This is a genomic window from Proteinivorax tanatarense (genome assembly GCF_040267685.1).
Lineage (GTDB): Bacteria > Bacillota > Proteinivoracia > Proteinivoracales > Proteinivoracaceae > Proteinivorax > Proteinivorax tanatarense.
Window position 1 is genome coordinate 2,398,667 of the sequence record NZ_CP158367.1, and the last position, 20,473, is coordinate 2,419,139.

General features: G+C 33.8%; 19 protein-coding genes and 1 riboswitch. Of the genes, 3 read left to right on the plus strand and 16 right to left on the minus strand.

Annotated features, from left to right (window positions below; all coding sequences use genetic code 11):
* Positions 1-4 precede the first annotated feature (4 nt).
* The 6 genes from folP to PRVXT_RS11825 are packed head-to-tail and all read right to left on the minus strand — an operon-like array spanning position 5 to position 4,745.
* Positions 5-838 carry a dihydropteroate synthase gene (gene folP / locus PRVXT_RS11800; RefSeq protein WP_350343068.1) on the minus strand — a complete coding sequence of 278 codons (834 nt, stop codon included), beginning with the start codon at positions 836-838 and terminating at the stop codon, positions 5-7.
* A 19-nt stretch (positions 839-857) separates the two neighbouring features.
* On the minus strand, positions 858-1,424 hold the full coding sequence (folE, locus tag PRVXT_RS11805; RefSeq protein WP_434064295.1) for a GTP cyclohydrolase I FolE: 567 nt from the start codon (positions 1,422-1,424) through the stop codon (positions 858-860).
* Between the two features lie 2 nt (positions 1,425-1,426).
* Entirely contained in the window at positions 1,427-2,251 is an 825-nt protein-coding gene (locus PRVXT_RS11810; RefSeq protein ID WP_350343069.1) for an aminotransferase class IV, read from the minus strand.
* A gap of 14 nt (positions 2,252-2,265) precedes the next feature.
* Positions 2,266-3,645, minus strand: a complete 1,380-nt coding sequence (pabB, locus tag PRVXT_RS11815) for an aminodeoxychorismate synthase component I (protein ID WP_350343070.1) — start codon at positions 3,643-3,645, stop codon at positions 2,266-2,268.
* Positions 3,636-4,235, minus strand: a complete 600-nt coding sequence (locus PRVXT_RS11820) for an anthranilate synthase component II (RefSeq protein ID WP_350343071.1) — start codon at positions 4,233-4,235, stop codon at positions 3,636-3,638. Before PRVXT_RS11820 ends, pabB begins: the two co-directional genes overlap by 10 nt.
* 30 nt (positions 4,236-4,265) lie before the next feature.
* Positions 4,266-4,745: an HD domain-containing protein gene (locus tag PRVXT_RS11825; RefSeq protein WP_350343072.1), complete on the minus strand. Its 480-nt coding sequence runs from the start codon at positions 4,743-4,745 to the stop codon at positions 4,266-4,268.
* 236 nt (positions 4,746-4,981) lie between these two features.
* On the opposite strand from PRVXT_RS11825, the gene PRVXT_RS11830 reads away from it, so the two are divergent.
* Together PRVXT_RS11830 and cobT are read left to right on the plus strand one after the other, a co-directional pair.
* On the plus strand, positions 4,982-6,964 hold the full coding sequence (locus PRVXT_RS11830; protein WP_350343073.1) for a methyl-accepting chemotaxis protein: 1,983 nt from the start codon (positions 4,982-4,984) through the stop codon (positions 6,962-6,964).
* A 76-nt stretch (positions 6,965-7,040) separates the two neighbouring features.
* A riboswitch (cobalamin riboswitch) is annotated at positions 7,041-7,217 on the plus strand.
* An 87-nt stretch (positions 7,218-7,304) separates the two neighbouring features.
* Entirely contained in the window at positions 7,305-8,354 is a 1,050-nt protein-coding gene (gene cobT, locus PRVXT_RS11835; protein ID WP_350343074.1) for a nicotinate-nucleotide--dimethylbenzimidazole phosphoribosyltransferase, read from the plus strand.
* Between the two features lie 130 nt (positions 8,355-8,484).
* Here the strand turns inward: cobT and PRVXT_RS11840 are convergent, their stop codons facing one another.
* The 5 genes from PRVXT_RS11840 to PRVXT_RS11860 form a co-directional block, all read right to left on the minus strand.
* Entirely contained in the window at positions 8,485-9,954 is a 1,470-nt protein-coding gene (locus PRVXT_RS11840) for a protein adenylyltransferase SelO (protein WP_350345157.1), read from the minus strand.
* A gap of 42 nt (positions 9,955-9,996) precedes the next feature.
* Positions 9,997-11,637, minus strand: a complete 1,641-nt coding sequence (locus PRVXT_RS11845; protein ID WP_350343075.1) for an ABC transporter ATP-binding protein — start codon at positions 11,635-11,637, stop codon at positions 9,997-9,999.
* 417 nt (positions 11,638-12,054) lie between these two features.
* Positions 12,055-12,246, minus strand: a complete 192-nt coding sequence (locus PRVXT_RS11850) for a hypothetical protein (RefSeq protein WP_350343076.1) — start codon at positions 12,244-12,246, stop codon at positions 12,055-12,057.
* 37 nt (positions 12,247-12,283) lie between these two features.
* Positions 12,284-12,484 carry a hypothetical protein gene (locus PRVXT_RS11855; RefSeq protein ID WP_350343077.1) on the minus strand — a complete coding sequence of 67 codons (201 nt, stop codon included), beginning with the start codon at positions 12,482-12,484 and terminating at the stop codon, positions 12,284-12,286.
* Between the two features lie 3 nt (positions 12,485-12,487).
* A complete protein-coding gene (locus PRVXT_RS11860; protein WP_350343078.1) occupies positions 12,488-13,813 on the minus strand; it encodes a radical SAM/SPASM domain-containing protein in 1,326 nt (441 codons plus the stop codon).
* A gap of 304 nt (positions 13,814-14,117) precedes the next feature.
* Here PRVXT_RS11860 and PRVXT_RS11865 point away from each other — a divergent pair, with 304 nt between their 5' ends.
* Complete coding sequence (locus PRVXT_RS11865; RefSeq protein ID WP_350343079.1) at positions 14,118-15,053, plus strand: helix-turn-helix domain-containing protein; 936 nt, start codon at positions 14,118-14,120, stop codon at positions 15,051-15,053.
* 65 nt (positions 15,054-15,118) lie between these two features.
* Here the strand turns inward: PRVXT_RS11865 and PRVXT_RS11870 are convergent, their stop codons facing one another.
* From PRVXT_RS11870 to PRVXT_RS11890, 5 genes are all read right to left on the minus strand, one after another.
* Positions 15,119-15,709 carry a class I SAM-dependent methyltransferase gene (locus PRVXT_RS11870; protein WP_350343080.1) on the minus strand — a complete coding sequence of 197 codons (591 nt, stop codon included), beginning with the start codon at positions 15,707-15,709 and terminating at the stop codon, positions 15,119-15,121.
* Between the two features lie 10 nt (positions 15,710-15,719).
* The gene (locus PRVXT_RS11875; RefSeq protein ID WP_350343081.1) at positions 15,720-16,256 is read right to left on the minus strand and encodes an ECF transporter S component; all 537 of its coding nucleotides are present in this window, start codon (positions 16,254-16,256) and stop codon (positions 15,720-15,722) included.
* Between the two features lie 25 nt (positions 16,257-16,281).
* Complete coding sequence (locus PRVXT_RS11880; RefSeq protein WP_350343082.1) at positions 16,282-16,623, minus strand: hydrogenase maturation nickel metallochaperone HypA; 342 nt, start codon at positions 16,621-16,623, stop codon at positions 16,282-16,284.
* A gap of 70 nt (positions 16,624-16,693) precedes the next feature.
* A complete protein-coding gene (locus tag PRVXT_RS11885; RefSeq protein WP_350343083.1) occupies positions 16,694-17,608 on the minus strand; it encodes a DUF5692 family protein in 915 nt (304 codons plus the stop codon).
* Between the two features lie 92 nt (positions 17,609-17,700).
* Positions 17,701-20,391, minus strand: coding sequence for an FAD-dependent oxidoreductase (locus PRVXT_RS11890; RefSeq protein ID WP_350343084.1), 2,691 nt, complete (start codon positions 20,389-20,391; stop codon positions 17,701-17,703).
* Positions 20,392-20,473: the final 82 nt, after the last annotated feature.

Genomic DNA, 20,473 nt, shown 5'->3' on the forward strand with positions numbered 1-20,473 from the left:
TAAGCTATCTCCTCACTATAGCATCTGTAACTTTTATAGCTCTTAAATTTGCCTCTATATCATGAACACGGATAATTTCCACCCCTTGGCTAACCCCAAGTACTGATGTAGCCAGTGTTCCCTCTACCCTTTGCTTAGGGGGCAGGTCTAAAATCTTTCCAAGCATTGATTTTCGTGAAGTTCCCAATAAAACTGGGTAACCCAATTCACGCAATTCACTCAGCCTTCCTAAAACTTCAATATTCTGTTCCGCAGTTTTGCCAAACCCAATCCCAGGGTCTAAGATTATTTTTTCCTTTTCAACACCTGCCGCCAATGCTATTTCGATTGAGTTTCTTAAAAACTCTTTTATAGATTCTATGATATCCCCATCATAGGAAGTTCCTTTTTGATTATGCATCATTACGATAGGAGCGTTATATTGTGCTAGCACCGGTGCCATCTCTGGGTCTTTTTGTAATCCCCATACATCATTAATAATGTGTGCTCCTGCTTGCAAAGTTTCCTCTGCTACTTTAGCTTTATATGTGTCTACAGATATAGGAACATCAGTTTGTTTTGCCAGCTCTTTTACAATGGGAACTACCCTCTTTAATTCAACATCCAGGGTAACTTCTTCCGCACCTGGTCTTGTTGATTCCCCCCCTACATCAATTATATCAGCACCTTGCGAAACCATATATTTAGCATGTTTTATAGCTTCCTCTATACTATAGTGGTCTCCGCCATCAGAAAATGAATCTGGAGTAATATTTAAAATCCCCATAATATAAGTTTTTACGCCCAATTGTAGTTTATATTTTCCGCATCTTATCACTTGCTTGTTTGAACCAACCATTTTAGTCCCTCCTCTATTTTTAGCTTCTAAACTGAATTAAAGACATGGCTTCAGCTCTAGACTTAGCTTCTTTTTTAAATATTCCTCGAACAGCAGAGGTAACTGTTTTTGAACCAGGTTTTTTTACCCCTCTCATTGTCATACACATATGCTCTGCCTCCACTACCACAATAACGCCATAGGGAGATAATTTTTCATGGATAATATCAGCAACCTGGGAGGTTAATCGTTCTTGTAATTGTGGCCTTTTACTTACAGAGTCTACAACTCTAGCTAGCTTACTAAGTCCCGTCAACTTACCATTTCTAGGTATATATCCCACATGGGCTTTTCCCCAGAAAGGAACTAAATGATGTTCACAGGTAGAGTAGAAAGGAATATCCTTTACCAGTACCATTTCTTCATGATCTTCGTCTTGAAAGTAAATATCCAATTGTTTACTAGGGTCTTCTTTTAAGCCAGAAAAAATTTCTTCATACATATCTGCAATTCTTTTGGGTGTACCTTGTAGCCCTTCTCTTTTAGGATCCTCTCCTATTGCTTCTAAAATATCCCCTATAGCTTTTTCTATTTTCTTTTTGTCCACTTTTATCCCTCTTTCTGTTCAAGATAAGTTACCTTAAAGGCTTTTCTAAGCTTAGTGGTAACTATATTATTTTCTGTATTATACTTTTGCATTTCTATTTGCGAGACTGGCATTATTTCCAATAAAGAGTTTGTTATAAAAACTTCATCTGCACTTAGTAGTTCATTTTTGTTATAACAGCCGACCTTAGTTTGAAGTTTTGAGTTACGGGCTAAATGAATAACTTTTTCTCTCATAATTCCCGGCAAAATTCCACAGGTTATATCAGGAGTATATATAATGTTATTTTTTACAAAGAAAATGTTAGAAATAGCCCCTTCCGCTATTTTGTTATGGATATTTAAAAATATCACTTCTTTAAAGCCAGCCTTCATCCCTTTTTCCTTTGCTAACCAGTTTTCTAGATAGTTCCCTGACTTAATATAGGTTAAACTTGAATAAGGGTTTCTTTTTTCATCAGCAAAACCCAGTTTAAACCCTTTGTCATATTCTTCTTTATTATAAGTATTTTCTCTACTACTTATAATAAGGTTATCAACATAGTCACCTTTTGCGCACAATATTTTTAAAACCCCTTTGGTAACTCTGTTTATATTCAACAAAGTATTGCACTGATCGTACAGTTCTCCATAGGAGACCTGAGTTTCTATACCTACTTTTTTGCATGATTGTTGCAGTCTTTCAATATGGTCCTCTAAAAAAAATATTTTTCCTGCATCAACTTTTATAGTCTCAAAAACACTATGCCCATATTGAAAGCCTTTACTATCTATGGTTACCTTAGCATGATTTTTTTTTACAGCCTTTCCATTTACTAAAATATACATTTCATCCCCCCTGTTTAACTATTCAGGGCTGCTATCAACGCTTTCGCCTTGTCAAATGTTTCCTGATATTCACTTTCTGCATCGGAGTCCCACACAATGGCTCCACCAACCTGCAAATACACTTTTCCTTCTTTATAGACAATTGTTCTAATTACTATATTCCAGTCCATATCTCCATTTAACCCGATATAACCAATAGAACCTGTATAAATATTTCTTTGCGTTGGCTCTAACTCATCAATAATTTCCATAGCTCTAATTTTAGGTGCTCCTGTTATAGAACCACCGGGGAAAGTTGCTTTAATACAATCTATGGCATCGCACTCTTTTTTAACTAAACCCTTTATGGTCGATACTAGGTGATATACAGTAGCATACTGTTCAAGATGAAATAACTCTGTCACTTCAACGCTGCCAGTTTGAGATACCTTGCTAAGATCATTTCTCTCCAAATCAACAATCATCAACAATTCCGCTTTGTCTTTTTCGCTAGAAAGCAAGTCTTTTCTCTGTTTAATGTCCTCTTCTGGAGTATCACCTCTTGGCCTAGTACCCTTAATCGGCCTAGTTTCTATAACATCATTTTTAACTTTAATAAATCTTTCTGGTGAACTGCTTATTACATATCCCTCGCCGAAATTTATAAAGGAGGCAAAAGGAGCAGGATTTATCTTTCTTAATTTTTTATAAAGATTGTATGGGTTCTCTTCTACCTTTCCGGAAAATCGCTGAGTTAAATTGGCCTGATATATATCACCTGCTTTTATATATTCTTTAACTTTATGTACAGCCTTAAGATACTCATCTTTTGTAAAATTGGAGGTTAAGCTTACTGAGGGAGGTTGTTTCCGTTGGATTGACTGTTCTTCATTATTTAATTGCTTTTCCCCCTCAAATAACTCTGAAGTTACCCTACCTACAACAACTTGTGGATCATCATTAATTCCCAAAGCAGTTACATAAACCTTATTCTTTTTATGATCAATTACTATAACGCCATCGTATAACCCCATAAAACAATCAGGAATATATACATCATCCACAGCTTTCCTTGGTAATTTTTCTATATAGTGGCAGAGATCATAAGATAAATACCCTACAAAACCACCAATAAATGGCAAATCAGTGTCGTAATCAAACTTGTATCTACTATACAGTTTTTTAAGTTCGCTAAATGGGTTGCCAAAAACCGTTGTTCTTTTCCCACTATCGATTATGTCGATCTTATCACCTTTGCTTTTAAAGGTCACTAATGGTTCAAAGCCTATAAAAGAATATCTCCCTAGCTTATCTTGATCCATGCCACTATCTAAAATAAAGCTATAATCTTTGTCCTTAAAAATAGAGTATATATCAAAACTTTTTAGCGATGTTTTAACTTCTCTTATATGCATTTAAAACCACCTGCTTTATTTTCTTTTGCCTGTTTGACAAAGTTTTCTAAAAGTTCCATCCCCATTTCAGTTAAAATTGCCTCGGGGTGAAACTGAACTCCTTCTATCATGTATTCTGTATGCTTTATCCCCATTATCTCACCCGTAGCTGTTTGAGCAGTAACTTCCAGGCAACCTGGCAAAGAATTGCTATCTAAAATCAAAGAATGATACCTAGTTACTTTTAAAGGATTTTTTAAGCCTTTAAAAACACCTTTGTTTAAATGATTTATTTCATAAACTTTGCCATGTATAGGCTCATTTGCCCTAACCACTTCTCCACCAAAAACTTGTCCAATTGTCTGATGCCCTAAACAAATTCCTAAAATAGGGATTTCTCCTTTAAACTCTTTAACTACATCTTTACATATCCCAGCCTCGTTAGGAGTACATGGACCCGGTGACAGCACTATTATATCGGGATTCTTTTTTTCTATTTGCTCAATGCTTATCTTATCATTGCGATAAACTTCCACTTCTTCGTTTAAGCATGATAAATACTGAATTAAATTATAAGTAAAGGAATCATAGTTATCTATCATTAAAATCAAATAGTTCACCCCTTTTATCAACTGTATGTATTATACAAAAAATTTCACCTTTTCTCCATTAGCAAATCGTTTACACTTATCTCTACTCCCACAGCTAATACAAGGTCTAGAAACTTTATCACTCTCATACAGAACCTTGTCTAACTGAGTATACAATTTATTTTTGTTTCTATGTAACTTTATCGCCTGTACAATATGCTTTATCTCTTTTTCGCCAAACTTACAATCCCTTAAAATTTCCTTAGCAATATCTCCACTAACAAGGGCATGGTCCGTTCCATCTTTGTATTCTCTCCACCGCCCAATGTCATGTAGCAAAGCTGCAGCATAGATAGTTTCTTTGTCTATACTTAAATTTCTTTCTAATACAAATATATACCCTATCCTAGCAACATCAAAAAAGTGCTGTAATCCATGTTTACAAAAAGGCCTATTTTTTTCTGCATCTCTTATCTTATTTAGGTAAGTGATATATCCATCATGTGTTAATATATTATTTATCCTTTTCATGTAACCATCTCCCATGACAAGATTTGTGTTTTCAATGGGCTTATCTATGATTATAACATTTGATTATTATTTATAAAATATTTGTTTGCTTATGTTTGAAATGTTTTTATTTATATATATATTAAATACAATTAATGCTAAAATAAAATTAGTCCATTTCTAGAAATTATTTGTAGAGGAGGTGAGTCAAAGCAGTAATTTTTAATATTAAAATTTAAGTTAAGGAGGGGAAATTTATGCAAAGTATTAAATTTAAACTAATAGCTCTATTTTCAATTATATGCTCACTGGTTTTTATAGTTTCAGGTATAATTTTATATAATGTTTCAAGCAGTGAGCTAACAAGACTTTCAGAAGACCTAAGCTCTGATATCACGGAAAACAGTGCTGATGCTGTGGGTAGCTTGATTGAGCAAAACCTTTCTGAGTTAGCTATTATAACTGAATATGATGCAGTTAAAGAAATGGACATAGAAGATTCTAAAAGATTTCTGCAAAAAGCAGAAAATAACACCCTATTTACAAGGTTGTCTATAGTTCACCCAGACGGAACAGCTTTTTCTTCTAATGGAGAACAGGGTGATTTTAGTGCAAGCGCTTACATGGAGCCTATTTTTCAACAAGGACAACACACCTATGTTACAAACCCTTTCGAAAGTTCTCTTGATGGCCAACTAATTACTGTTTTTGCCCATTCCATTACTAATTTTGACGGAGAGGTAGTGGGACTTATCTCTGGTTCTGTTCTGTTACAGGACCTAACCTCAGCTGTTGATCAGATTAATATAGAAGGTGAAGGCTTCGGTTGGGTTGTGGATGGCACCGGGGATATTATTGTCCATAGAAATGATAGCCGTATTGGAGAGAGTGTCACAGATAGCAGTAATAGTAGCTATTTAGGTGATAATTTAGATAAGATTATGTCTAATGATAACGGGGTGATCCGCACAGATATAGAAGGTGTAGATTCATATTTGCTTTTTTCAAACATAGACAACACCCATGATTGGAAATTGTTTATTCAAATCCCTAGAAGTACTTTATTAAGTGGTCTACAGCTGTTCACAAGGATTTTTGTTATTTTTGTTATAGGGTCAATATTTACAATTCTCATCACATCATATTTTGGCGCTAATTATTTTACCAAACCAATTAAGTCTTTAACTACACATGCTAAAACCATAGCTGATTTAGATCTTAGCTCTAATGTCCCCAATAACCTACTAGAGCGCAAAGATGAAATTGGTAGTCTGTCTAAATCTTTACAGCTAATAACTGAAAACTTCAAAGAAACTATTAACAAAATCAAAGGTTCTTCCCACACTGTACAAAGCTATTCAGAGGACCTAACTTCTTCTGCTAAAGATGCTGCTCAAATTTCTAAAGAGGTGTCTTCTGCTACGCAACAAATTGCTATGGGAGCTTCTTCACAGGCCACTGATACTGAAGATGGTTCTATCAAAGCAAGCAATTTAGGAAATTTGATAGAACAAAACCAAGACCATATTAAAAATGTTTCTAACTTCTCCTCACAAGTATCTAGTGCAGTCAAAGAAGGTTTAGATAAGGTTCAAGAACTTACCCAAATTTCAAATGAAAGTAATCAAGAGGTACAAGAGGTACATAGTGCCATTGTGCAAACCAGTGATAGCGTGTCTAAAATTAGTCAATCAAGTCAATTGATTGCTTCCATTGCTGAACAGACAAACCTATTGGCTCTAAACGCTGCTATTGAAGCTGCAAGAGCTGGAGAGGTAGGAAAAGGATTTGCAGTTGTAGCAGAAGAAATTAAAAAGCTTGCAGAAGAATCAACTTCTTCAACTAAAACCATTGATGAAGTTGTAACAGAGCTACAAAGTAATTCTAAAAAATCTGTAGAAAGTATGGAAAAAGTGGAAAACATATTATCGCAACAATCTAATATAGTTTCTATAACAAAAGACAAGTACTCTTTAATATTAGATGCCATAAAAACTACAGAGGTAGAAGTCCAAAATTTAAGCACCTCAGGTTCTGAAATGGAAAAAATGAAAAATGACATTCTTAACACCTTACAAAATCTATCTGCAGTTGCTGAAGAAAATTCTGCTTCTACCGAAGAAGTATCAGCATCAATGGAGCAAAACAACTCATCGATTGAAAAAATACAAAAATCAAGCTTGAATCTCGAAAAAATAGCTAAAGATATGAATGAAAATGTAACAAAGTTTAATCTTTAAAAGAGACCTTTTTCAATAAAATGATTGATTAACTTGACACAAATTTCAAAAAAGTATAAGGTTATATTAGTTTTTATTACAATAAAAAGCGATAGGTGCCCGAAAGGGAGAATAGGGAATGAAGTGAAAGTCTTCAGCGGTCCCGCCACTGTAAAGGGGAGTTTCGTTTTTTAGTGCCACTGAACAAAAGTTTGGGAAGGTAAATGAAACTAGGAACCTAAGCCAGGAGACCTGCCTATACGCTTTATATCTAGTAGATGATGGAAAAGTCTACAGTCTATTTTTACATACAAAAATAGACTGTAGACTTTTTTATTTTATAAAAAAAGGAGGAGTAAAAATGAAACTTTTGCAAAAAATTATTAAAAACATTCAACCTTTGGACAGCGAAATAATGAAAAAATCAAGAACGAGGGTGGACAATCTCATTAAACCGCCAAAAAGCTTAGGGAAGTTGGAGGCAATAACTGTACAATTAGCCGGGATAACTAAGAATATACATCCTAGCGTAGAGCATAAAGCTATTATCATAATGGCTGCAGATCATGGTGTCTATGAGGAGGGTGTAGCCCCTAATCCGCAAAGTATAACCATTGAGCAAACGTTGAACTTCCCTAAAGGTCTCACTGGTGTTTGTGCTATAGGTGAAATTTCCAATGCTAAAATTGTAACAGTTGATATTGGAATCAATGGAGAACTTCCGTTAAATTCTGGTGTAATTAACAAAAAAATAAAATATGGGACAGATAACTTTGCTAAAGGCCCTGCTATGACTAGAAAAGAAGCTGTTGATGCTATAGAAGTGGGAATAGAAATAGCTCAACAACAAATAAAAAGAGGAGTTAATCTTATTGGCGTTGGAGAAATGGGTATAACAAATACGACTGCTAGCACTGCCATACTGGCAGTGCTAGGAAATATACCTCCAAAAGAAATTACTGGTAAAGGGTCTGGCTTAGATTCTAAAGGGATACAGCATAAAATAAAGGTTATAGAAAAAGCTATCGATATTAATAAACCAGATCCTGATGATGGACTGGACGTCTTGGCAAAAGTAGGTGGTTTAGAAATTGGAGGAATGGCTGGTGTAATTTTAGGCTCAGCTGCCAATAGAGTTCCTGTTGTTATTGATGGGTACATAGCTACTGTATCGGCGCTAATCGCTAAGTCTATTGAACCTAAGGTCAAGGATTACTTAATTCCCTCCCACGCTTCAATGGAATTAGGTGGAAAAAGAGCCAGTGAGCTTTTAGGAGTTGAACCAATGCTGTATATGAATATGTGTTTAGGAGAAGGTTCAGGAGCTGCTTTAGCATTTCCAATAATAGATGCAGCGTGTAATATGAATGATAAAATGATAACTTTTAAGGAAGCAAGCATGAACCCTTAAAAAAAATAATCCTTATGCGTTAATTGTTAATTAACCCTCGGCCTATACTAGATGTCGCCCCTAATAATTTTGAGTTCTTCAAAACAAGGTTGAAGAGCCAGCTAATCTGATATAAGTTAATGGCACCCTTTTAGGTGCCACAAAATGTTCTATAAGGCTCTTTCCCGGAATATGGCTTAGTATACTCATCTAGGCTTAGCTGGTAATCAAAAGGACTTGATAGAGCACTAATGAGCTTTTTAGTTAATCTAAAATCCTGATGTTCAACGGCAGCTTTTAATGCTTCTTCTACTTTATGGTTTCGAGGAATTATTGATGGATTATTCTTTTCCATTATTTTTTGAGATTCATCTTTAGATTGACACTGATTTGCAATCCTAGCTCGCCACAGTTTCAACCAGTAATCAAATTCTTTATTTTTTAGGTCAGCAATATCTTCTAGGTTTCCAATGGTCAAAGCCCTAAAGGTATTAGTATAGTCAGCTTTGCTATACTCCAAAATGTCAAGAAGGTTGTTAATTAAGTCTTTATCTCCACCTTCTAAGTTAAACAAGCCTAACTTCTTTCTCATCCCTGACATATAGCTTTGATAATAATGTTTATTAAATTCTTCTACTGCTTCTTCTGCAAGTTCTTTAGATTTTTTTTCATCTTTACTTAACAACGGTAGTAAAGTCTCTGCTAGTCTAATCAAGTTCCACTTGGCAATAGAAGGTTGATTACCAAAGGAGTATCGTCCTTGTCTATCTATCGAGCTGAATACTGTATCTATGTCATAGCGGTCGATAAAGGCACATGGGCCATAATCAATGGTTTCTCCGCATATAGTCATGTTATCTGTATTCATTACACCATGTACAAACCCCGTCAACTGCCATTTGGCAATTAAAGATGCCTGTCTTTTTACAACTTCTTTAAGCATTGAAAGATAAGGGTTGTTGTCCTGCAATACTTCAGGGAAATGCCTATTTATTGTATAATCTGCAAGCACCGTTAAGTCTGTAACCCCTCCCCAATGGGCTGCAAATTGAAACGTTCCAACTCGCAAATGGCTGGAAGCTATTCTTGTCAGAATTGCACCAGGTAATAACTTTTCTCTCATAACTTCTTCTCCTGTGCTAACAACGGCTAGACTTCTCGTAGTTTCAATGCCAAGAGCATGCATAGCTTCACTAATAATATATTCTCGCAACATCGGACCTAATGTAGCTCTGCCATCGCCACCTCTTGAGTATGGAGTCCTTCCAGCTCCTTTAAGTTGTATATCCCATTTTGTCCCTTCAGGGGCAGTCTGTTCACCTATTAATATTGCCCTACCATCACCCAACATTGTAAAGTAACCAAACTGATGGCCAGCATATGCTTGTGCCAAAGGCACCACATTTTTAGGTAACCTATTGCCTGCAAAATAATCTGCACCAGTGCAACTCAGCTGTCTGTCATCTAAACCCAAATCTTGAGCTAACTGATTGTTAAAAACTATCATTTGTGGAGCTTTGACAGAAGAAGGCTTAAGCTTTGCATAAAACTTTTCTGGTAAGCTTGCATAGGTATTTTCTAAGTTCCATCCTGCGTTTTCTATTGTTTTAATGATTGCAATTCAAACTCCTTTTTATTTTTATATATAGCGTTCCCATATATACTATATATCATTTCTCTTATGCTTATTTAAATCTATAACCTCATCTGCTATGTTTATAAAATCGTGGTCATGGCTTATTATAATTGTTATCCTGCTTAACTTTGTTTCTACTATCAAATCTTTCAATTTATCAACACTTTCAACATCTAGCGCAGAGCTAGGCTCATCTAAGACTAACAATTCTGGACTTTTAAGAAAATTTCTAGCCAAATTAATTTTTAACTTTTCTCCCCCAGAAATATTATTTGAAGCTTCATCTATAATTGTTTCTAATCCATTATCAAATTTTGCAGGATCCAGTTTCAGTTTATTTAATATTAAGCTTAAATTGTCAAAATTATACTGCTCTAGACCATATGTAAAATTTTCTATCAATTTACTATTGATTGTTTTAGGTTCTTGCATGCAAACTCCTACAAAGTTTTTCCTAATATAATACATATCTAAATTCTTAATTTCATTAGTGTCATAGTGTATTTTACCATCATAGTAATCGTTGTATATACCTAATAACAATTTAATTAAAGTGCTTTTACCAGTCCCATTGCTACCAATTACACAATAAACCTTACCTTTTTTAAATTTTTGATTAAAGTTACTTATTATTTTCTCAGATTTATTATATGAAAATGCTACATTTTCTAATTTTATATTGCTTATGTTAAAAATTTTTTTATTACCGTTTATTTCTTTAGATTCGTCTAGTATTTGCTTTAATCTATCGTAAGAAACTAAGGCTTTTTGGTATGATTCGCCAAAGTTTAAGAAATAACTTATGCTTCCCATAATCATTGAAAAATAGCTTTTTATAATAGTAAATTCTCCTACACTCATGTTGCCACGTATTACTTCCCTTCCCCCAAAAAAGAAAATTAGTCCATTTGCTACAAGCATTGTAAATGAATTACTATTGGTGAAAAGTAAAGACAATTTAGTATGTGATAGTAAAGATTTAAACATAGATTTAAAACTATTACTAATAACTTCGTGAGCTTCTGTAAAAGTTGCATTTATCTTAACTATATTTACATTTTGCAGATGTTGGTTCATTTTAGAAAAAAAAATATTTTGTTTTTCTTTTAAATCATAATTTCGCCTATACAAAGGTTTTCGAAAAATATAGTACAGAAACAGGTACAGAGGAAAAACTGGAATTAATATTAAAGTCATTTTAACATTTATAGTAAAAGATATATAAAAAAGAATGATTATGGTTAAAGCATTACTAACTATATTAAGAAGGTTGTCTAATAAAAAATTAACCACAACACTACTATCATTGTTAATACGATGATTTAAATAGCCACTATTTTTGTTTTCAAAGTACCTAATGGGCATTTTTAACAAATGATTTAAAACATCAAAATTCAAGTCAATCATCGCTTTCGTTTGGATCTTTACATTTAAATACCTTTGAGCAAAAGATGAAACCATATTAAATATGCCAATAGTTATTATTATAAGAGTAATCTTAGTTACGATCTGAAAATCATTAGCTGTTATAAGTATATCTATATAATTCCCAGTTAAATAAGGGAAAAATATAGCCAGAGCTCTCGAAACGAAATTAAGAAGAATAAAAATTAATAAATAAATTTTATATTTCAAAACATATGTCATGGTAAATTTGATAATTTTCATATAACCCCCCCTTTTCCTCTACCAATCGGTTTCATCTGTAAAATTAACTTGCTTATTTTGCTTAAATAATATTTTCGAGCACTTTTAGAAAAAGAATTCAATTGGCTACCTTACCACCAAAATTTTATAACTTTTCTACTATTGTTCTCCAAAATCAGGTCTATAAAAACTTTATATAAATACCAAAAGCAAATCCAAAAGGATTTACTTTTGGCATATTTTTTCTTAATGATTACCTAATTCAATAATAATACACTTGCTTTAGTAACAAATTAATATTTAACCTTACAATTAAAATAATAATTTGCAAATCCTTTCTTTCACTTATCTTCTAAAATTTAAGTTTATACTAGATTAAAATAATATTTTCTATCTCCTATAATGGCAAAAGCAAAATCTGTGCTACTAAATTAACATTTATTCTGCCAATGGCATTACCTGCGCTGGATAACAAACTTGCCCCCCACAGAATTCGCACTGAGTGCAGCGGTCGTTACAAAGTTGACCACCACATCTCGATGAGTCCGAAAAACATCCGCATTCAAACCCATCGTTACAGGTAAAAGTACATAGTTCTTCCATACTATTTCCTTCTATCAAATAAGTCATTAATTCACCTCCCAGTTTTATTTTACATACGAGAAAATTACTCTTCTACTAATGGCATTACCTGTGCTGGGTAGCAAACTTGACCACCGCAAAAACCTTCGCAATGATTGCATCGCGTATTGCAAAGTTGACCACCACATTTTGATGCATCAGAAAAACAGCCACACTCAAAATCTGAGCATTCAAATTGACTACAAAGTACATCTACTAAGCTATTTCCCTCAATTAAATATGTCATAGTTCACCTCCTTTCCACTTTTTCATTATTTAATTCTCTATATTTGTTTAAAGCTATATTCTTAATATAACCTTCTAAAACATACTTGTAAGAAGTGCATCTATCTACTATATTATCTACTCTTCTTCTAGGGCACCCTCCCATACATAACGGTAAAACTTCACAGTCCTTACAGTCCTCATCAATAGTAGGGTCATAAAGTATATATTGGAAAAATTTTTCCAAGTTAATCATTTTGTTCTCAGAAATATTACTAATTTTATACTCACTCCTACCCACATCAGACCAACATTTATAAATGTCACCTTTAGGATCAATAACCATTGAATTTAGGTTATCTGCCGTACAAACATTAGTTTTAATATATGGGTACTTATAATCTATATTGGGCACGAAATTTACTGCTTGTAGTCTCTCATGAAACTCATACTCAACTTTTGAAAAATCACATACTTCTAAACAATTGTTAACGGAATAACAATCATTAGTTGGTTCAATATATCCTGGATATGTTGCTACTGTTTTTTCTAAATTATATTCCTTTATCACCTCTAAAATTTCTTCTAAACTTTTTATATTTTCTTTATCTATATTAACTCTTAGATTAGTAGAAGGTAGATACTTTTTATTTTCTGACAAGTTTGATAATATACGTTCAAATGTTGGGCCTCCATTTTTTAAAGGACGTCTAGAGTTATGTGTTTCACCAGTTCCATCTATAGTAACTTGCATAGCTTTAATATTTAGTTTTTTTAATTTAAGTAAAGTATCCTTTGTTAAATTATATCCGTTAGTCACTATCATGGCGGAAAACTTGATTTTTTCCCGCTTAACAATTTCCAGTACTTTATTAGTTATATTTTCAATAGCTTCCATGGCTAATAATGGTTCTCCTCCATACCATGATATGGATAATTGTTCAATAAATTTTGATTGCTTTTCTATAAATTTTATAATATTATTTTGTACCTCTTTAGACATATAGCCTTCATTTTTTCCCTTTTCATAACAGTAAGTACAAGCAAAGTTACAATCAAGGGTAGGAGCAATAGTCAAGCCTAGTCCTTTAGAAGAATATCTACTAGCAAACATTTTAAATTTAAGTATCTCAAGTTCATTTATATCTGGTTCTATCAAAAACTCCCCTTTTTGCAGTTCCTTTAATAACTTTGCATCTTCAATTTGCACACCATTTTCAACATATTTTTTTAGTTCTGCGTAATCCTTTTTATTAATTAAAGCCAATGAGTTTGTTCTAGAATTGTAAGCTATCAATTTACTTGGGTCTTTTTGAAACTCATAGAAAAAATTATAACTTGATTCTTTCATATTTTTCACTCCCATAACTATTATTTATTGTAAAAGAATTAATACTATAAATTACTCGTATAGCTAAACCATTCATAGTCTTCATCTTTGTCGGCAATCTCATCATTATGACTTAAGCAACAATAAAATTGACAAACAAGTAAAAACGATACTAATGCAAATATAATAAATTTTTTTTTCACTTTACCCCCCCTTTTTTTTTAAAATAATATTCTTAATAAATATATAATATATTATTTAAAATATAGAATACGATTTTAATCGGGTTGAAAAAAATATATTTTATGTTATGGAGGAATTTCATGTGAATTACCACTTAAAACTTTTTGGTGAAAAAGTAAAGTCAATCAGAAAAGAACTTAGAATTTCCCAAAGAGCCATATCTGAACAAACAGGAGTTAACATTGATACTATTCGTAAGATAGAAAAAGGTATGGTTATACCTCGGCTTGATACGTTAGAAATTTTATCAACTGTATTAAAGCAAGATATAAGCAAATTATTTCTGGATTATCGGCTAGATAATCAGGCTGCATTTAAAGAAGTTAAAGCTAAACTAGAATATAAGTTGAATAATAATAAGTATGAAGACCTATATTTAGAACGGGAACAACTTAAAAGGATAAAATTTTCTACAAAATCCGATTACTACCATCTTTTGATAACACAACTATTTTTTTTTGTTGATGCTATAATTTTATATAAAGTAGAAAATAAACCTGAAAAAGCTTATAAAAAGTTAATTAATTCATTAAAGGTAACTAACCAAAACTTTACTTTGGCAGATTATCAAATTTTTATCTACTCCTCTATGGAATTAAGAATTTTAATGAGTATTGGCTTCATTTTAAATAGTTTAAATGAGTCAAATAAGTACTTAGAAATTTTAGAGTTTTGCATGGAAAGGGTAGAAGTAGAAAGTTCGTTACATCCAAAATTGTGCCATAACCTATCCACAGCCTATAAAAGAAATAAGCAATATGAAAAAGCTCTTAGGTATTCAAATATAGGTATCGAATGTTGCAAAAAAAGTACTAATGTTACAGGTCTTCATATCCTTTATTACGGTAAAGGCGTTGTTGAATATTATTTAAATGATCCTAAATATATAAAATCAATAAAAACTGCATTATTATTATGTGACATCCTTGAACAAGAAAAGTTTAAAAATAAAATATTAAAAAACTGTAAAGATATACTTAAGTGCAAATATGAATTTGAAAACTTTTCTATTAAATGATTTTTTAAGAATACAAAAGAAAGGCGACCTTTATCATGGGGTCGCCTTTCTTTTGTATTACACCTTTATTTGATTCCTATAACCACAAACATCTGTTCAGTATCTATTTTTTTTACTATATCCAATCCCGCTTTGTGATAATATTGTTTAATCACTGTAAAATCTGGAAGATTATCTTCTTTTACAGCTTCTCCTTTGCTTTTATGTAGATTATTTATTGCCTCTCTACTCTGAGAATGGCAAATCACTAACTTTCCCCCATTACTTAATTTAGACGCTAGCAATTTTACAGCTTGTTCTTTGTTTTGAAAGTGGGGAAACATTGAATAGCAAATAATATGGTCGTGCTCATTTTTATCTTCTTTAATTTTAAGAACATCATCACACACAAATTCCACGTTGTCATAGTTATATTTTTTTTGAGCAACTTCTATCATTTTGTCGGCTATGTCTATAGCTTTAACATTACCGCTTAAACCTACTTTTTTTGATAAAATGGGCACTAACACACCGGTACCAGTACCTACATCTAGAATTTTATCACCTTTTTTTATTTCTAATAAATCTAGAATATACTCCACCTTATTCATGTCATGATTACATTTAACGTCCCATGAGCTTGCCATGCTGTTAAAAAATTCTTTTTGAGACTTCATATTAACACCCCTAAGAAGCTTGTTGAACATTATCACTGAAATATTTATTTACTGCAAAAACAATTGCAGGAATAAATATCAGTTGTATAATGATACCAGGTATCCCTGTGGCAACTGCTCCTTTAATAAAAATTATCGGACCAGGTAGTTGAGTAGTAAATAGGGTTGTCAAAAACCATACCATTACTCCCGCTACAACTCTACCACAAAACATACTAACTATAAGTGCTATATAAACATTAAGCTGATACTTTCGATAAATAAGACTTGCCACAGCTGCATATGTAGCCAATTCAAAAATCATTATTGGCAACATAGGAAATGCTGGAGGCATACCCGTTATAAAAGAACTGAGCATCGGAGTTAAAGCACCAACCATCAAGGCAAAAGGAATGCTTAAAAAAAAGCCTGCCAGCAACACTGGAATATGCATAGGTAAAAAAACTGGCCCACCTCCACCTGCTGCATGAAACACCATTGGTAGTATCACCCCAACAGATATAAGCAGTCCAGAAAGTGTCAGTTGTTTTGAAATAGGTTTCTTCACGTTAATCTCTCCTTGTGAAATATATCTAACACGCTATGATTTCTTTAATTAAAAATTCTTTACCACTTAAAAGTTCAAGTTTCTCACTATCACAATAAGTACAACGGGTGGCTTTCTCAGAAAATTTAAATACTTTATCGCATTTTTTACACATTACATTTGCTGGAATTATTTCAATATCAAGCTTTGTCTCCTCTAAAGATGTACCATCAACAGCTGCAGGATAGCACGCCTCTACATACCTTGGAATCATTGAAGATAATTCCCCTATTTGTAAAACTAATTTATCTACTTTTTGTAAGTTATTCTTTTCCGCAAAGTGTTCCACCGTCTCTACTACTTTTATCACAACTCCTAATTCATGCAAAGGACTCACCTCATTCTTAATTAAATATAGCAAAGGGGACTCACGTCCCCTTTTATGGCTTAAAATTTACCTATCCAGCTATGTTAGTTGGAGATTGATATTGGCTTGTGTCAGTCCAAACTTCTCCTTTTACAGGATTGCGGCGAAGCTTAACAATTCTATAAACTTGCCAGACAGCAAGAACGACATGAAGTCCCAAAGAGGTTATAGCCAATACCCAGTTTGCTGCAGGATTATAACTAACACTTACATTAAAAGTACTGCCCACAGCAAAAAATGCAGGGAAAGTCATTATCCATAACATCCAAAACGATAGTGTATGAGCTCTATTCTGCATCCAAGTTCCTTTAGCCCAAAATAGAGCAGGAATTATGGGAGCGATATTAAGAGCTATCCCCGAATAAAAAGCATTTCCAGGAGCACATGAATATACATAAGATATATTCCAAACTGCATAAGCTATTATATAAAGCATACTTAAATCAGGCCAAACCATATCTCTACGATTTCCATTAGTTGCATAAATACCAACCCATCCGCATATCAATAACATGCTTAGCAAACCGGCTGCCGCGTTGACATAATTCCATCCACCGGAAATATAATACATGCCATCAACCATGCCTTCAAAACCGTTTATACCAACTTGTAGTTCTCTAATTGCCGCTTCGATAATATTTATAGCTAAAATTGCAGGAACTAAAACTAAATACCATTTATGTTTTTTATGATAATCGGTATATCTTATCACCATGTAAATTAAACTTCCAGCTAGTGCTGAATAAACCTTAACCCAATGGAACCATGATAAAAGTTCACTATCTGAGTTAAGCCAAACAAAAGTTAGCAAAACAGGCATTACGATAAATATAATAATACTTCCCCATTTACTTGCACGAACGATTTCATTTAATCCTATAAGAATTCCTAATACTGCGAACCACATTACCACGTTATGCAAAGGTATAGCTTCAAAAAAGAACATAGAGTAAACCCTCCTTAAAAATAATATTTAATTTTTATGCCAATGGTAGACCGACAATGTCTGCAGACAAGTCGGCCTCCATTACCAACTTTTTAATCCTTTTTAAACATTCCACCAAAGAAGTTTTTCATGTCTTTACCTTTAATTCTCACCTTACGTTTCAAGGCGTATTTGACAACTCTGGGTTTAACCTGTTCAAATTCTACGGTATTTTCATCATATTTTCTTTCTAATGAAATAGCGTCAAATTTACACCTAGTTACACAAGACCCACATCCTACGCACATAAATTCATCAACGTAAGTAGCTCCACAGTCTAAACAACGTTCTGCTTCACTTAAAAGTTGTTCTTCTGTAAATGTGCTACGCAAATCCTCAAAGGTTTCTTTTGCTTTATTTCCATCAACATGAAGGGACCTTTGTCTAGGTAAACGATCATAACCAGCAAGATCTAAGTTTTCTTTGTCTAGTGCTCTATATTCTTTTTTAGCACGTCCTATGGTTAAACTTTGGCCAGGGTGTACATAGCGGTGGATAGAAATTGCGCCTTCTTTTCCTAGTGCAATGGCATCTATGGCAAATTTAGGTCCTGTTAATGCATCACCACCAGCAAAAACATCAGGTTCATCAGTTTGATAGGTTGTAGCATCAGCTTTAATTGTGTTATTAGGATTTAGCTGTATCCCACTATCTTTAGTTAAGCCTCCCCAGTCCATCTGTTGCCCTACCGAAATTAATACATTGTCAGCTTCAACTACTTTTGTGTCTTTATCATCAAATTTTGGATTAAAGTTCCCTTGTTTATCAAAAACAGAAATACATTTTTTAAATTCTACTCCTGTTACTCGTCCATTTTTAGTTACAATTCTTTTAGGTCCCCAGGAGTTATTTATATTTATTCCCTCTGATAAAGCTTCATCAACTTCTTCTTCAAGAGCTGGCATTTCGCTTCTATTTTCTAAACAGAACATATCTACCTTAGAAGCACCGATTCTAGTAGCAGTTCGTGCTACATCTATGGCAACATTACCTCCACCAATTACAACCGTCGATCCTTTTATCTCTTTTTCTTTACCTAGGTTTACTTTACGTAAAAAGTCGACTCCTGTATCGACACCTTCAGCATTTTCACCTTCTAAGCCTAATTTTCTACCAGCTTTTGCACCGATTGCTACATAAAACGCTTTATAGCGTTGGTTTCTCAGCTGTTTAATGGTGATATCTTTTCCAACTTCCACGCCTGTTTTAAATTTGACACCTAATTCCCGTAAAATATCTATTTCAGCATTTACAACATTTCTGCCTAGTCTATAAGAGGGTATACCAAGTGTTAACATCCCACCTAATATTTCTTCTTTTTCATAAACAGTAACGGGATACCCTTGAACAGCTAAATAATAAGCACATGAAAGACCAGCTGGCCCTGCTCCTACTACAGCGATTTTTTCTGTGTGCTCCCCTTTCTTTCTAGGCACATAACGATACTCTGATTTTAACTCTTGTTCAGCAATAAACTTCTTTATATCGTCGATTGCAACTGGGTCATCGATATCTGACCTTGTACACTCTGATTCACATTTTCTAGGACATACTCGTCCGCAAACTGCAGGAAACGGATTTTCTTCCTTAATTAGCTCTAGAGCTTTTGAGTACTCACCTTGGGCAGCAAGCTTGATATATCCCTGTATACCTATATGTGCTGGACATTCTGTTTTACATGGACTAGTCCCTGACTCTACAACAAGCTCTTTGTTGGTTCTGTAATCTGGATTCCATTTATCTGAACCCCATTCGGTATCGTAGGGTAACGGACGTTCTTTTTCTTCTAAAGGAGTTTTTGTACAAACCTTTTGTCCTAATTTCAATGCATTGGTTGGACAGTTTTCTATACATTCACCACAAGCAACACATTTTTCCTTATCCACTTTAGATACATAGTTTGAGCGAATCATGTCAGGGTTGTTAAACATCCCTGCTATTCTAAGTGCAAAACAAGAACAGCCACAACAATTACAAATGGCATGAGTTTTGCCAGGTCCATCTAAGTTCGGAATACTATGCATCAAACCATTTTTCTCAGCCTTATCTATAATTTCAAATGCCTCTTCTCGGGTAATTTCACGCCCTCTTCCTGTTCTGATATAATACTCAGCAGCATGACCTAGCTGAATACACATTTCTTCCTTTAAATGTCCGCATCCCTCGCCCATAGCTTCCCTGGAGGTACGACAAGAACAGTCAGAAACTGAAAAAACATCATTTTCATTAAGATATTTCGAAACTTCCTCATAGGAAGCTCTTCGGGTTTCTCCTTGAATTGATTCTTCGATAGGAATAACACGCATAGGACCAATTCCTACTGGGAAAATCCCTGCCCCTTGGGGCCCTTTAACTTTGCCGTACTCATCAAAAGCTTCAGCAATTTGAGGGTATTTTCTTACATTTTCTCTATGGTTTGCCATCATTTCCATATGGCCTGGAACCCATATATCAATCCAAAACTTATCAACACCATCAACTTCATTAACAAAAGCTGCACCACAATCAGCTAATTCCAACAAAAGTTCATGGGTTTTTTCCTCAGATTTTCCACATGCATCAGCCACTTCTTTTGCGCTTAGGGGTTTTCTGAACTCAAGGCAAAGACCAACCTCAGCCATTTCCTCTGTAACAACTGGCTCTAAAATTTTATATTCTGGGCGCTCTGGTGTAATTGCATCTTTTTTGCCTCTCTTAGTTCTGCTAATTTTATTAGCAAGATCTAAAACCTTTTCTTTTACCATAATTGTCCCTCCCAATTTTATAATTGATAGTCGATTGTAAAGCTTATAATTCCTGATGTGACAAAGTAACTATAGATAATTT

Coding starts and splice junctions, on each gene's coding strand:
- PRVXT_RS11845 (WP_350343075.1), bottom strand. CDS start 11,637: ATGAAAATTATCAAATTTACCATGACATATGTTTTGAAATATAAAATT.
- PRVXT_RS11860 (WP_350343078.1), bottom strand. CDS start 13,813: ATGAAAGAATCAAGTTATAATTTTTTCTATGAGTTTCAAAAAGACCCA.
- PRVXT_RS11870 (WP_350343080.1), bottom strand. CDS start 15,709: ATGAAGTCTCAAAAAGAATTTTTTAACAGCATGGCAAGCTCATGGGAC.
- PRVXT_RS11830 (WP_350343073.1), top strand. CDS start 4,982: ATGCAAAGTATTAAATTTAAACTAATAGCTCTATTTTCAATTATATGC.
- folP (WP_350343068.1), bottom strand. CDS start 838: ATGGTTGGTTCAAACAAGCAAGTGATAAGATGCGGAAAATATAAACTA.
- PRVXT_RS11825 (WP_350343072.1), bottom strand. CDS start 4,745: ATGAAAAGGATAAATAATATATTAACACATGATGGATATATCACTTAC.
- cobT (WP_350343074.1), top strand. CDS start 7,305: ATGAAACTTTTGCAAAAAATTATTAAAAACATTCAACCTTTGGACAGC.
- PRVXT_RS11810 (WP_350343069.1), bottom strand. CDS start 2,251: ATGTATATTTTAGTAAATGGAAAGGCTGTAAAAAAAAATCATGCTAAG.
- PRVXT_RS11885 (WP_350343083.1), bottom strand. CDS start 17,608: ATGTTCTTTTTTGAAGCTATACCTTTGCATAACGTGGTAATGTGGTTC.
- PRVXT_RS11855 (WP_350343077.1), bottom strand. CDS start 12,484: ATGACATATTTAATTGAGGGAAATAGCTTAGTAGATGTACTTTGTAGT.
- pabB (WP_350343070.1), bottom strand. CDS start 3,645: ATGCATATAAGAGAAGTTAAAACATCGCTAAAAAGTTTTGATATATAC.
- PRVXT_RS11850 (WP_350343076.1), bottom strand. CDS start 12,246: ATGACTTATTTGATAGAAGGAAATAGTATGGAAGAACTATGTACTTTT.
- PRVXT_RS11890 (WP_350343084.1), bottom strand. CDS start 20,391: ATGGTAAAAGAAAAGGTTTTAGATCTTGCTAATAAAATTAGCAGAACT.